Annotated in this window: 13 protein-coding genes; 11 read left to right on the top strand and 2 right to left on the bottom strand. The window is 49.7% G+C overall.

Annotation, left to right across the window (positions count from 1 at the left end):
* Positions 1-48 precede the first annotated feature (48 nt).
* Complete coding sequence (locus J7445_RS06200; RefSeq protein ID WP_209282743.1) at positions 49-690, top strand: glutathione S-transferase family protein; 642 nt, start codon at positions 49-51, stop codon at positions 688-690.
* 89 nt (positions 691-779) lie between these two features.
* Here the strand turns inward: J7445_RS06200 and J7445_RS06195 are convergent, their stop codons facing one another.
* Positions 780-1820, bottom strand: coding sequence for a sensor histidine kinase (locus tag J7445_RS06195; protein WP_209282742.1), 1041 nt, complete (start codon positions 1818-1820; stop codon positions 780-782).
* Positions 1821-1898: 78 nt separating this feature from the next.
* Here J7445_RS06195 and argH point away from each other — a divergent pair, with 78 nt between their 5' ends.
* The 10 genes from argH (at position 1899) to ispG (ending at position 12582) form a co-directional block, all read left to right on the top strand.
* Positions 1899-3278 carry an argininosuccinate lyase gene (gene argH, locus J7445_RS06190; protein WP_209282741.1) on the top strand — a complete coding sequence of 460 codons (1380 nt, stop codon included), beginning with the start codon at positions 1899-1901 and terminating at the stop codon, positions 3276-3278.
* Positions 3279-3506: 228 nt separating this feature from the next.
* The gene (gene cmk / locus J7445_RS06185; RefSeq protein WP_209282740.1) at positions 3507-4166 is read left to right on the top strand and encodes a (d)CMP kinase; all 660 of its coding nucleotides are present in this window, start codon (positions 3507-3509) and stop codon (positions 4164-4166) included.
* Between the two features lie 155 nt (positions 4167-4321).
* Complete coding sequence (gene rpsA, locus J7445_RS06180) at positions 4322-6007, top strand: 30S ribosomal protein S1 (RefSeq protein WP_003744633.1); 1686 nt, start codon at positions 4322-4324, stop codon at positions 6005-6007.
* Positions 6008-6017: 10 nt separating this feature from the next.
* The gene (locus J7445_RS06175; protein WP_003744632.1) at positions 6018-6332 is read left to right on the top strand and encodes an integration host factor subunit beta; all 315 of its coding nucleotides are present in this window, start codon (positions 6018-6020) and stop codon (positions 6330-6332) included.
* A gap of 305 nt (positions 6333-6637) precedes the next feature.
* Complete coding sequence (zapE, locus tag J7445_RS06170) at positions 6638-7774, top strand: cell division protein ZapE (RefSeq protein ID WP_049229085.1); 1137 nt, start codon at positions 6638-6640, stop codon at positions 7772-7774.
* Between the two features lie 118 nt (positions 7775-7892).
* Positions 7893-8318 (top strand): nucleoside-diphosphate kinase, encoded by a 426-nt coding sequence (ndk, locus tag J7445_RS06165; RefSeq protein ID WP_003744626.1) that lies wholly within the window; start codon positions 7893-7895, stop codon positions 8316-8318.
* A gap of 266 nt (positions 8319-8584) precedes the next feature.
* Positions 8585-9679: a dual-specificity RNA methyltransferase RlmN gene (gene rlmN, locus J7445_RS06160; RefSeq protein ID WP_019271000.1), complete on the top strand. Its 1095-nt coding sequence runs from the start codon at positions 8585-8587 to the stop codon at positions 9677-9679.
* A 2-nt stretch (positions 9680-9681) separates the two neighbouring features.
* On the top strand, positions 9682-10437 hold the full coding sequence (gene pilW, locus J7445_RS06155) for a type IV pilus biogenesis/stability protein PilW (RefSeq protein ID WP_049229084.1): 756 nt from the start codon (positions 9682-9684) through the stop codon (positions 10435-10437).
* Between the two features lie 4 nt (positions 10438-10441).
* A complete protein-coding gene (locus J7445_RS06150; RefSeq protein ID WP_203026655.1) occupies positions 10442-11314 on the top strand; it encodes a helix-turn-helix domain-containing protein in 873 nt (290 codons plus the stop codon).
* A 2-nt stretch (positions 11315-11316) separates the two neighbouring features.
* The gene (gene ispG / locus J7445_RS06145) at positions 11317-12582 is read left to right on the top strand and encodes a flavodoxin-dependent (E)-4-hydroxy-3-methylbut-2-enyl-diphosphate synthase (RefSeq protein WP_203026653.1); all 1266 of its coding nucleotides are present in this window, start codon (positions 11317-11319) and stop codon (positions 12580-12582) included.
* Between the two features lie 254 nt (positions 12583-12836).
* Here ispG and J7445_RS06140 read toward each other — a convergent pair whose 3' ends face one another.
* Entirely contained in the window at positions 12837-13592 is a 756-nt protein-coding gene (locus J7445_RS06140) for a formylglycine-generating enzyme family protein (protein ID WP_146736136.1), read from the bottom strand.
* Positions 13593-13769 lie beyond the last annotated feature (177 nt).

Below are 13769 nucleotides of genomic sequence, written 5' to 3'. Positions count from 1 at the left end.
CACTGCGCTGGTTTCGCCAAAACCATTCATCGTACAAAAGGAAGAAACATGCACAACATCACGCTCTATACCCATCCCTTTTCACGCGGCAGATACGTCGTATGGATGCTCAAAGAATGCGGCGCGGAATATACCGTCGTTCCCGTCCAGTTCGGCACGCAAATGAAATCCACCGAATATCTCGCCATCAATCCACAAGGGCAAGTCCCCGCGCTCAAATTCGGTGATGCCGTACTGACCGAATCGACCGCCATTATTACCTTTTTGGCGGAACAATTCCCCGACAAACACCTCATCCCCGCCGCAGGTACGGTGGAGCGCGGCGAATACTACCGCTGGATGTGCATATTGATGCACCTCGAATACGCAGCCTTCAACAAACTGCACAACCTGCCGGTCGAAACACCCGAGTGCCGCCGCCAAATCGGTTACGGCGATTTTGATACCGCATGGAACACATTGCGCGAACACTTGAAAAACCGCGACTACATCGTCGGCAACAGCTTTACCGCGATGGATTTGTACTGCTCCGCTCTGATTCTGCACTTAACGCAAAATTGGAAAGTGTTGCCTGCCGATGAAACCGACGTATTGCAACGCTACGCCGCCAAACATCTCGCCCGCCCCGCTTTCGCCGAAACCACGGCATGGATGCTGGAAACCGCCACCCAAATGCCGCCGGTGGCATAAATCAAAACACTTAAAACAAAAAGGTCGTCTGAAACCCTTCTCAATCGGGTTTTCAGATGACCTTTGTTGTTATATTCGGCGATGTTTTCTCAACCGAACAGCCTGTTCACATCAGACGCTTTTTTGCGGTAAGGCAGGCGGATGTCGACGCGGAAAATGCCGTCGAGTTGGCGGCTTTGGATTTTGGCATCGTTGTCGTACATCAGCGTCAGGCGTTCTTTGAGGTTGTGCAATGCCATTGAGTTGCCTTTGTGCGGTTTGGCGTTTTCGCTGCTTTCGGGCGGGGTGTACGGGTTTTCGATGCGGATGTAGATGGATGATTTGTTGAGCTTGGTAAACACGGTAATCATGCCGGGGCGGTGGGTCGATTCGACGCCGTGGAAGACCGCGTTTTCCAAAAGGGGTTGGAGCAGGAGATGCGGCGTTTCCGCGTCATCGGGCGCTTGGTGCTGCCACATAACTTGCACGCGCATATGGCCCATACGGATTTGTTCGATGGCAATGTATTCCTGCGCCCACTCGATTTCTTGTCCTAAAGTGCTGCTTTGGCTGCCGTCGCGCAGTTGGGCGCGGAAGAGGTTGGCAAGGTTTTCCAACAGGGTTTCCGCGTCATACGGGCGCAGGCGGATCAGGCTGATGGCGGCATTGAGGCTGTTGAACAGGAAATGCGGGCGGATGCGGGCGGTCAGCGCGCTGAGACGTGCTTCAGAAACCGAAGGCGCAAGCCCGTTGCGGCGCGAACCTTCGTAATACATCAGTCCGAGCAGGAATAGGTTGAACAGGAAAAAATGTTGTGACAGCGATCTGCCATTCGTTTGTAAAACGACAAAATCAACTACCACAAATATCGACAGGTTCAAAAGGTAGGTAATGATGACGCCGTAGGGTGCTTCTTTGATGGAAGGTACGAATATATTGACGAAATAGGCTTTGACCAGAATGCCCAAAAGTACGGGAAATATCCATTTGGAGTGGTGGTAAATCTCTGCGGAATAGGAGAGTGAGGAATCGCTGATTAAGGGCAGAAAAAACAGACTGCCCAAGACAATAATCAAAAGGCGCACGACCGTCGCGGAATTGCGCAGGTCCGGGGCGGCGAATGTATTGTTGATTTGACGTATAATAGACATAAAATATTTCCAACCGTTTTCTTTTAATGCGTTTATACGAGCCTTAGCGGCTCTGTTATTTTATCTGAGGATGAAACCATGAGTAAGGACAAAACCTGGTCTGGCCGTTTCAACGAGCCTGTTTCCGAACTGGTAAAAAAATACACCGGTTCGATCGATTTCGATAAACGGCTTGCCGAGTGGGACATTCAGGGTTCGCTGGCGCACGCGCAAATGCTTGTTCAATCAGGTGTTTTGAGTGAAGAAGATTTGGCGGCGATCCGTCAGGGAATGGCGGAGATTATAGCAGAAATCAAGGACGGTACTATTTCTTGGTCGCTGGATTTGGAAGATGTTCACATGAACATCGAACGCCGTCTGACCGATAAAATCGGCGATGCGGGCAAACGCTTGCATACCGGACGCAGCCGCAACGACCAAGTCGCTACCGACATTCGCCTGTGGTTGCGCGACCAGATTACCGTCATTCAAGACCTGATTCGAAGCCTGCAAACGGCTTTGGTCGATTTGGCAGAGCAAAACGCCGAAACCGTCATGCCCGGTTTTACCCATCTGCAAGTCGCCCAGCCTGTCAGCTTCGGACACCACATGCTCGCCTACGTCGAAATGCTCGGACGCGATTTCGAACGCATGGCAGACTGTCGCAAACGCGTCAACCGTATGCCGCTCGGCGCTGCCGCCCTTGCCGGTACGACCTATCCGATTCAGCGCGAAATCACCGCCGAATTGTTGGGTTTCGAACAAATCTGCCAAAACTCGCTCGATGCCGTATCCGACCGCGATTTTGCCGTCGAGTTCACCGCCGCAGCCTCGTTGATTATGGTTCATCTGAGCCGCCTGTCTGAAGAATTGATTTTGTGGATGAGTCCGCGTTTCGGCTTTATCGACATCGCCGACCGTTTCTGCACAGGTTCGTCCATCATGCCGCAGAAGAAAAATCCCGACGTTCCCGAACTCGTGCGCGGTAAATCCGGCCGTGTCATCGGACACCTTATCGGCTTGATTACCCTGATGAAATCACAACCCTTGGCGTACAACAAAGACAATCAGGAAGATAAAGAACCGCTGTTTGACACCGCCAACACGCTCATCGACACCCTGCGGATTTACGCCGATATGATGCGCGGCGTAACCGTCAAACCCGACAATATGCGCGCCGCCGTGATGCAGGGCTTCGCCACTGCCACCGATTTGGCGGATTACTTGGTGAAAAAAGGCATGCCTTTCCGCGACAGTCACGAAGTCGTCGCTCAAGCCGTGCGCCACGCCGACCAAGCGGGGGTTGATTTGAGCGAACTGCCGCTCGAAGTTCTGCAAGGCTTCAGCAACCTGATTTCAGATGACGTATACAGCGTACTGACACCCGAAGGCAGCCTGAACGCGCGCAACCACTTGGGCGGAACCGCGCCGGAGCAAGTCCGCTTCCAAGTGAAACGCTGGCGGGAACTGTTGGCTTAAAGAGAATGAAGTAAGAAGAAGGTCGTCTGAAAACTGGAAACAGGGTTTCAGACGACCTTTCCTGGTGAAGTAACTGACGAATAGTCAGATTTGCTTTTTAACATTACCCCCGTAAAATTCCAGGTCTTCCTGGAACTTTAACCATTACCTGTATATTCGCAAAAGTTAAGATATTTCCGGTGTATCTGTTTTCAGACGACCTTCTACATCATTTCAGAAAGCCAAAATATGAATACCAAACAAAAAGTCATCGCCATAGACGGACCCAGTGCGTCAGGGAAAGGGACAGTCGCTTCCCGTGTTGCTCAGGCTTTGGGGTTCGATTATCTGGACTCCGGCGCGTTATACCGCCTGACCGCGCTGTATGCGAAGAAACGGGATGTGGAATGGAGCGATGAAGAGGCGGTTGCCGAGTTGGCGGAAAATCTGCCCGCCCGCTTTGAAGGGTCGCAGGTCTTTTTGGATGATGAAGACGTTTCGGGACAAATCCGCAGCGAAGCAATCGGTATGGGCGCTTCTGCAGTGGCGCAGTTGCCGAAAGTGCGTGCCGCGCTTTTGCAGCGGCAGCGTGATTTTCTGACGGAAAAAGGTTTGGTCGCAGACGGGCGCGATATGGGTTCGGTTGTTTTCCCTGATGCGGCGTTAAAGATTTTCCTGACCGCAGGTGCGAAAATACGGGCGGAACGCCGCGCCAAACAAATTGGCATTCCGTGCGAAGGCTTGGAATTTGAACGGATTTTGTCGGATATTGAAGCACGGGACGAAGCTGACCGCCGCCGCAGTGTCGCGCCCTTAAAGCAGCTCCCCGATGCCGAGCTTTTGGATACGAGCGGGCTGAGTATCGAAGAAGCTGTAAAAAAAGTGCTTGATTGGTATCATAAAGTTTAAAAATTAGGGTATAATCCCTGCGTTTTGTTTCAGACGACCTTTGGAGCATCTAAAGGTCGTCTGAAATATTTATTTTCAAAGCCTGTTGCGCCAAGGGCGGCAGGCATTCTCCAACCTACCCCGCACCCCTTGGCGGTGTACCGAAAAGAGTATATATGACTATGGAAAATTTTGCCCAGCTGCTTGAAGAAAGCTTTACCCTGCAAGAAATGAACCCAGGTGAAGTGATTACTGCTGAAGTAGTCGGCATTGATCAAAACTTCGTCACTGTAAACGCAGGTCTGAAATCAGAATCTCTGATTGACGTTGCTGAATTCAAAAACGCTCAGGGCGAGATTGAAGTTAAAGTTGGCGATTTCGTTACCGTTACCATCGAATCTGTTGAAAACGGCTTCGGCGAAACCAAACTGTCCCGCGAAAAAGCCAAACGTGCTGCCGACTGGATCGCTTTGGAAGAAGCGATGGAAAACGGCGACATCCTGTCCGGCGTTATCAATGGCAAAGTCAAAGGCGGCCTGACCGTTATGATCAACAGCATCCGCGCATTCCTGCCGGGTTCTCTGGTTGACGTGCGTCCCGTTAAAGACACTTCCCACTTTGAAGGCAAAGAAATCGAATTCAAAGTCATCAAACTGGACAAAAAACGCAACAACGTCGTGGTTTCCCGCCGCGCCGTTCTGGAAGCTACTTTGGGTGAAGAGCGTAAAGCCCTGCTGGAAAACCTGCAAGAAGGCTCTATCATCAAAGGTATCGTTAAAAACATCACCGACTACGGTGCATTCGTTGACTTGGGCGGCATCGACGGTCTGTTGCACATCACCGACTTGGCATGGCGCCGTGTGAAACACCCGAGCGAAGTTCTGGAAGTCGGTCAAGAAGTTGAAGCCAAAGTCCTGAAATTCGACCAAGACAAACAACGTGTTTCTCTGGGTATGAAACAATTGGGCGAAGATCCTTGGAGCGGTCTGACCCGTCGTTACCCACAAGGCACCCGTCTGTTCGGTAAAGTATCCAACCTGACCGACTACGGTGCGTTCGTTGAAATCGAACAAGGCATTGAAGGTTTGGTACACGTTTCCGAAATGGATTGGACCAACAAAAACGTACACCCAAGCAAAGTCGTACAATTGGGCGACGAAGTTGAAGTAATGATCCTGGAAATCGACGAAGACCGCCGCCGTATCTCTTTGGGTATGAAACAATGCCAAGCCAATCCTTGGGAAGAATTTGCTGCCAACCACAACAAAGGCGACAAAATCTCCGGTGCGGTTAAATCCATCACTGACTTCGGCGTATTCGTAGGTCTGCCTGGCGGTATCGACGGTCTGGTTCACCTGTCTGACCTGTCCTGGACTGAAGCCGGCGAAGAAGCTGTACGCAAATACAAAAAAGGCGAAGAGGTTGAAGCCGTTGTATTGGCAATCGACGTTGACAAAGAGCGCATCTCTTTGGGCATCAAACAGCTGGAAGGCGATCCTTTCGGTAACTTCATCAGCGTAAACGACAAAGGTTCTTTGGTTAAAGGTTCTGTGAAATCTGTTGACGCCAAAGGTGCCGTTGTTGCCCTGTCTGACGAAGTAGAAGGCTACCTGCCTGCTTCCGAATTCGCAGCCGACCGCGTTGAAGACCTGACCACCAAACTGAAAGAAGGTGACGAGGTTGAAGCCGTTATCGTTACCGTCGACCGCAAAAACCGCAGCATCCGCCTGTCTGTTAAAGCTAAAGACGCCAAAGAAAACCGCGAAGCCCTGAATTCAGTCAACGCTGCTGCAACCGCCAGCGCCGGTACTACCAGCCTCGGCGACTTGCTGAAAGCCAAACTGTCCGGCGACCAAGAATAAGGTTGCAGACATGACGAAGTCTGAATTAATGGTTCGTTTGGCAGAAGTTTTTGCCGAGAAAAACGGTAACCAATTGCTGGCAAAAGACGTCGAATACAGCGTAAAGGTTTTGGTTGATACCATGACCCGCTCGCTGGCTCGCGGTCAGCGTATTGAAATCCGTGGTTTCGGCAGCTTCGATTTGAACCATCGCCCGGCCCGTATCGGCCGCAACCCCAAAACCGGCGAACGTGTGGAAGTGCCTGAAAAACACGTCCCTCACTTCAAGCCCGGTAAGGAATTGCGTGAACGTGTGGACTTGGCTTTACAAGAAAATGCCAACTAAACCTGAGTAAACGAACGCCGCAGAAATGCGGCGTTTTTTGTCGTCTGAAAATATGGTTCTCTATTGTTTTCGTAATTTGGGCGGAATTTGTAATGGAAAATTCATAGGGTCGTCTGAAATCATCTATAATACGTTTCTTTTAATGATTGCCCGTTGATAAAACGTATAGTGGATTAAATTTAAATCAGGACAAGGCGACGAAGCCGCAGACAGTACAGATAGTACGGCAAGGCGAGGCAACGCCGTACTGGTTTAAAGTTAATCCACTATAATTGTCAAACCCAAAAACATAATAAAGGTCAGATATGAGTGATAGAGGTCAACTGTTTGTCGCCCCTCCGTTTGAGAACCACAGCCCGCTGACTTGGTATCAGGCTGCAGCCGAACAACCAAATTTTATCCGCGATGAAGCACAGGCGCGGGCGATTGAATATTTGGATCGTTTGTGGACGGAACTGATGATGTTCAAACGCAAACGCAATCGCTTTCTAGGACGCAGCCTGCGCTCTCCTCAAGTGCCGAAAGGTTTGTATTTTTATGGCGGCGTGGGTCGCGGCAAAAGTTTTTTGATGGACGCTTTTTTTGGCTGCTTGCCATACCGCCGCAAACGCCGCGTCCACTTTCATGCCTTTATGGCGGAAATCCATAAGCGTTTGAAAGACTTGAAAAGCGAAGCCAATCCTTTAAAGGCAGTAGCTGCCGAGATTGCCAAAGAAACCCGTGTATTGTGTTTTGACGAATTCCACGTCAGCGATATTGCAGATGCGATGATTCTGGGTCGCCTGCTGGAAAACTTGTTGAGCGAAGGCGTAGTTTTGGTGGCAACTTCCAACTATGCCCCGTCCGAACTTTACCCTCAAGGTCAAAACAGAAGCAGTTTTCTGCCGACCATTGCGCTGATTGAATCCAGCCTGACCGTCTTAAATGTTGATGGCGGAGAAGACTACCGTCTGCGCACTTTACGTCCTGCCGAGATTTTCTTCGTTCCCAACAACGAAGAAAATGAGCAAAAATTGGCTGATTTGTTTAAAGAAATGGCGGGAATTGCCGAATTGAATCCCGGCGTCAGCGTGATACACGGGCGAGAAATTCCGCATAAAGCCCAATCCGACCGTGCCATTTGGTTCGATTTCCGCGCTTTATGCTTTGGACCGCGTTCGCAAGCCGATTACCTCTATCTGGCCGAACATTATGAAATGGTGTTCGTATCAGGATTGGAACGTTTGACACCGCAGGAAAAGGCCGAAGCGCGCCGCCTTACTTGGCTGATTGATGTACTGTACGATTTCCGAGTGAAACTCTGTGCCACCAGCGCGGTAGGCGTAAACGATATTTATGTCGAGGGCGATTTTGCCGAAGAATTTACCCGCACTGCCAGCCGTATGGTGGAAATGCAATCGGAAGTTTATTTGGAACAGCCGCATCTGACGTTGAAAAAATAAGATTCGGACGAAGAAAAAAGTGCTGCTTTTCCCAAAGTAAACTGAAATTTGATAAAATAGCAGTTCATTTTCCTCAACCTCAGACTATTGCACAATGCAATAAAAACAAGGACATAATATGGCTATTGAGCGCACGATCTCCATCGTTAAACCCGATGCTGTAGGTAAAAATGTAATCGGCAAAATTTACAGCCGTTTTGAAGACAACGGACTGCGTATTGTCGCTGCCAAAATGAAGCACCTCAGCGTGCGCGAAGCCCAAGAATTTTATGCTGTGCACAAAGAGCGTCCTTTTTACGACAGCTTGGTTGCCTTTATGACCAGCGGTCCCGTCATGATTCAGGTGCTGGAAGGTGAAAATGCCGTTGCAAAAAACCGTGAACTGATGGGCGCGACCAACCCTGCCGAAGCAGCGCCCGGTACGATACGTGCGGATTTTGCAGAATCCCTGAGCGTAAACGCTGTACATGGCTCTGATAGTCTGGAAAACGCAGCAATCGAGATTGCCTACTTCTTCAGCCAAAGCGAAATCTGCCCGCGTTAACGATAAATGCCGTTCGAGCGTCCGACCGGTTCGGGCGTTTGGACGGTTTTGTCGATATTGTTTGTCTCAATCTGTTTTCAGACGACCTTTCTAAAATGGGGGTCGTCTGAAAATATGATAGAAGAGGGCTGAGAATAAAAGTTGTTTGCTAAAAAAGGATTGGGGAGATTTTCTAGACTGTTGCGAAGCTCCCTTCTCCATCAGATTCACAAGACTTATAACCAACGGCAGCCTTTATTCAAAAGCTTTACCAAGAAATAAACCACATGAAAACCAATCTGCTGAATTACGATTTAAACGGTCTGACCCATCATTTTGCCGAGATGGGCGAGAAACCGTTCCGCGCCAAACAAGTCATGCGCTGGATCCACCAAGCCGGTGCGCAAAGTTTCGATGAAATGACCGATTTGGCAAAATCTCTGCGTCTGAAACTCAACGAACAGGCAAGCGTGGATGTGCCCAAACTGATGATGGCGCAAGAATCCACCGATGGTACGCGCAAATGGCTGCTGGATGTGGGAACGGGCAACGGCGTGGAAACGGTGTTTATTCCCGAAGCAGAACGCGGTACGTTGTGTATTTCCTCGCAAGTCGGCTGCGCATTGGAATGCACCTTCTGTTCTACCGGCCGCCAAGGTTTCAATCGTAATCTGACCGCTGCCGAAATCATCGGGCAATTGTGGTGGGCAAACAAAGCGATGGGCGTTACTCCGAAAAACGAACGTGTGATTTCCAATGTGGTGATGATGGGCATGGGCGAGCCAATGGCGAACTTCGATAACGTCGTTACTGCGCTGAGCATCATGCTGGACGATCATGGCTACGGTCTAAGCCGCCGCCGCGTTACCGTTTCCACATCGGGTATGGTGCCGCAAATGGACAGGCTGCGCGATGCGATGCCTGTTGCGCTGGCAGTGTCCCTTCACGCTTCCAATGACGAAGTACGCGATCAAATCGTTCCACTGAATAAAAAATATCCGTTGAAAGAGTTGATGGCGGCATGTCAACGCTATTTGGTCAAAGCACCAAGAGATTTCATTACTTTTGAATACGTTATGCTAGACGGAGTCAATGACAAGGCGCAGCATGCGCGTGAACTGATTGAGTTGGTAAAAGATGTACCGTGCAAATTCAATCTGATTCCGTTCAATCCCTTCCCAAATTCCGGCTACGAACGCTCTACCAATGAAAATATCCGCGTTTTCCGCGATATTTTGCAGCAGGCAGGATTCGTGGTAACCGTCCGTAAAACGCGTGGCGACGATATTGACGCAGCTTGCGGTCAATTAGCAGGACAAGTACAAGATAAAACACGCCGCCAACAAAAATGGCAGCAGATTTTGGTCGAACAACAGAGCTGATTATGAAACTGAACATTTGGCAACCCATTATTTTAACTTTGGTTTTAGGTGCATGCGCCGGCACAAAAGGTCCAAGCAGAGCGGAACGTGCGACACAGGTCGCCAATATCAAAACGCAGTTGGCTATCGAATACATGCGCGGGGGCGATTACCGTCAAGCAACGGTAAGCATTGAAGAGGCATTGAAAGCGGACAGCAGCAATGAAGATGCATGGCTGGTTCGCGCGCAAATCTATCAATATCTCAAAGTGCGCGACAAAGCACAGGAAAGCTTCCAAAAAGCCCTATCCTTGAAACCTGACAATGCGGAAATCAATAATAACTACGGCTGGTTCTTGTGCAGCGAGATGAATAATCCCGCCCAGTCCATCAGTTATTTTGACAAAGCCCTAGCCGATCCGACTTATCCTTCTCCGTTTATCGCCAACCTCAACAAGGGCATTTGCAGCGCGAAAATGGGACAATATTCGCTCGCGGAAGCTTATCTCGAACGCTCTTTGGCCGCGCAACCTCAGTTCCCGCCTGCGTTTAAAGAATTGGCAAGAACCAAAATGCTGGCAGGCAATTTAAACGAAGCGGATTATTATTTCCGCCAATATCAAAGCAAAGTCGATGTCTTGCAGGCAGATGATTTGCTGCTGGGTTGGAAATTGGCGACCGCTATGGGCAATAGCCAGGCAGCCTACGAATACGAAGCCCAGTTAAGGGCAAACTTCCCCTACTCGGAACAATTACAGGCAGTAACCACAGGTAAGTAACCACATGGAAAATCAAAAGAAAAACGAATACGACATTCAAGCTGCCAAATCATTGGGTGATGAGCTGGGACAACTCAGACACAAATCAGGTTGGGATATTGATGAAGTAGCACGACGGTTGAAACTGTCTGCCGAACAAATTGAAGCACTTGAAAAAGGAGACTATTCTTTCTTTTCAGGGTTGGTCTTCGTTATGGGCTATCTGCGTTCTTATGCCCGCCTGTTGAAAATCGATGAAACAACCATTACAGGTCGTCTGAAAGCCATTTCCGCGCCGGAAGAAGACCATGTCTATCTGGTTGATCGCAAACAAAATGCCGGCTTGAACTACCAAGATGGTGAAAAAGTCGGTTTTCCCAAATGGGTTTTGGGCATGGCGGCGCTCATCCTGCTTGGCGGCGGTATTTATGTTTGGCAAAGCAAGTCCAATCATGAAAACGAACAACAAGTCGCGCAAAACAGCGATGCAGTACGTAACAGTATGCAGACGCCGGATTTGAAAAAAGAAAATGTTGCCGTTTCCAATATGGCAGAAAACGGCAAACAAGAAATATCCAATGCCGAAAAAGCAGCTTCAAGTGTCGCCACATCCGAAGCAGCGGCATCCGCACCTGAAGTCAAAGTCGATTCAGACGAGCTTTGGATTAAAGTCCAATACCGAAGTAATCTGATTATCACCGACAAGAAAGGTACCATGATTTTCAGCCGGATCATTCCCGCAGGAAGCGAAAGGCGTTTTAAAGGCGGTGCGCCCTACAATGTCTGGATCGGTATTGCCACAGGCGCACAAGCCAATTATGGCGGGACAACCATCAATCTGGCAGAATACCGGGCTGCCGGTGAAAAATCAGCTTCCTTTGTAGCAGGAAAAAAATAAAGATGAACATACCCAAACGCCGCCAAACCCATCAAGTACAAATCGATCATCTCACCGTCGGTTCAGATGCTCCCGTTGTCGTGCAATCAATGACCAATACCGATACCGCAGATGCTAAAGCAACCGCCCTGCAAGTCAAAGAATTGAGCGATGCAGGCTCAGAAATGGTGCGCATTACCGTCAACAGCCCGGAAGCCGCCTCCAAAGTTGCCGAAATCCGCCAGCGTTTGGACGACATGGGTTACACCACCCCGCTGATTGGCGACTTCCATTTCAATGGCGAACGTCTGTTGGCGGAATTTCCCGAGTGCGGCAAAGCCTTGTCCAAATACCGCATCAACCCCGGAAATGTCGGCAAAGGCGCAAAAGGTGATGAAAAATTTGCCTATATGATTCGAACTGCCGCCGAAAACGACAAAGCCGTCCGTATCGGCGTCAACTGGGGTTCGCTTGACCAAAGCCTCGCCAAGCGCATGATGGATGCCAATCTGGCGTCCTCATCGCCCAAACCGCCTGAAGAAATCATGAAAGATGCCTTGATTATTTCGGCGCTGGAATCTGCTGAAAAAGCCGTTTTGTTAGGTTTGCCCGAAGACAAAATCATCTTGTCGTGCAAAGTCAGCTCCGTTCAGGATTTGATTCAAGTTTACCGCGAGCTGGGCAGCCGTTGCCAATATCCGCTTCACTTAGGCTTGACGGAAGCAGGCATGGGCAGCAAAGGCATTGTCGCCTCTACCGCCGCCTTGGCCGTACTGCTCCAAGAAGGCATCGGCGACACCATCCGTATTTCACTCACCCCCGAACCCGGCAGTTCACGTACTCAGGAAGTCATTGTTGGTCAGGAAATTTTACAAACCATGGGGCTGCGCTCATTTACCCCTATGGTTACCGCCTGCCCCGGTTGCGGACGCACCACCAGTACGGTCTTCCAAGAGCTCGCCCAAGACGTACAAAATTACCTGCGTCAAAAAATGACCGTATGGCGCACCATCTATCCCGGCGTGGAGTCTTTAAACGTCGCCGTCATGGGTTGCGTCGTTAACGGGCCGGGTGAAAGCAAACTGGCAGACATCGGCATCAGCCTGCCCGGAACCGGCGAAACCCCTGTTGCACCGGTTTATGTTGACGGGGAGCGTAAAGTGACTTTAAAAGGCGACAACATCGCAGCCGAATTCTTGGAAATTGTCGAAGAATACGTCAAAACCAACTATTGCGAAGGCGGTGCCAAACGCAGTCAAAACCGTATTATCCCGATACAGTCCGCTTGATAGGCATAAACAAAAAAGGTCGTCTGAAAAACATTCAGACGACCTTTGGTTTGCTGGTATATTTATTAATGAAAATTAGGAAGAGGTAGAGAGATAGACCAGTTGCTTGGAATATTCAATCCGTTAGAAACTTGGTCATGCTAAATTTGTTAGGCACGAGGTTTTGTCCATTCGCTATTTTCAAATTAACCTCAAACTCAAAAAAAAGGCGATACCTTTCAGTACCGCCAAAGCTGCTTTGGTGATGAAACCGGTTATTTCGAGGCGCAACGGAAGCCCAAGTTGTGCAGGACGTATTTCGATTGCAGGCTGGTGCGTATGCCGTAGCGCAGGAAGGCGGCGTAATTTGATGGATCGCTGGAACCTACGGATGCGCCGCTGCAAAACATTTGCGTATCGGCATTGCCTGACGACAACAGGCTGCTGTTGAAGTCTTCCGTCCATTCCCAAATCAGACCGTGCATATCGTAAATGCCCCAGTAGTTGGGTTTGCTTTTGCCGACATCGTGCAAGCCGTTTCTGCCGCCGTCTGCATACCAGTCAAGAATGGTGCGGTTGTAGCCGGGTTCGGCAGAACCGTTTTTCTGAGTAGCGGAGGCGAGTCCGGCAAATTCCCACTGGTCTATGGTCGGCAGGCGTTTGCCTTGTGAAGTGCAGTAAGCGTTAGCGGCAAACCAAGATACGTTGGTTACCGGATGTTTCAGTTCGTTGGGTTTGGGCGCGTAGCTGTTGCTGCCGGTTTTAACCCAATGTTTCAGGTAGGTAGGTTCGGCTTGTTTGGAACTGACTTTACCTTTTTGCCACTGGGGATGTTTTTTGACAAACTCTGCAAATTCGGCATTGGTAACGGGGTACTTGTCGATTTGGAAAGGTTTGACTTTGATGAGGTTTGTCTCTTTTTTCAGATAGAGCGGGCGGTAGCTGCCGCCTTCAACTTTTGCCATTTCGGCCGCCGCTGCACTGCCGCTTGCGACAAGGGTAAATAGGGCGATGAGTGGTATGAGTTTCATAACGGGCTTTCTAATCTGAATACGGGGATTATTAGGCTTTGATTATATAGCGAAACCGGATAAAAATCCTCAGAAGCCGTCTGATTATTGTGTTTTTGGCTTGTCGGGTTCGTGAATGCTTGAAACCGGTTTTTCAGACGACCTTCGATGCTTGAGAGGTCGTCTGAAAAACCAATC

Source organism: Neisseria sicca (assembly GCF_017753665.1).
Lineage (GTDB): Bacteria > Pseudomonadota > Gammaproteobacteria > Burkholderiales > Neisseriaceae > Neisseria > Neisseria flava.
This window is presented reverse-complemented; position numbering and strand designations above follow the sequence as displayed.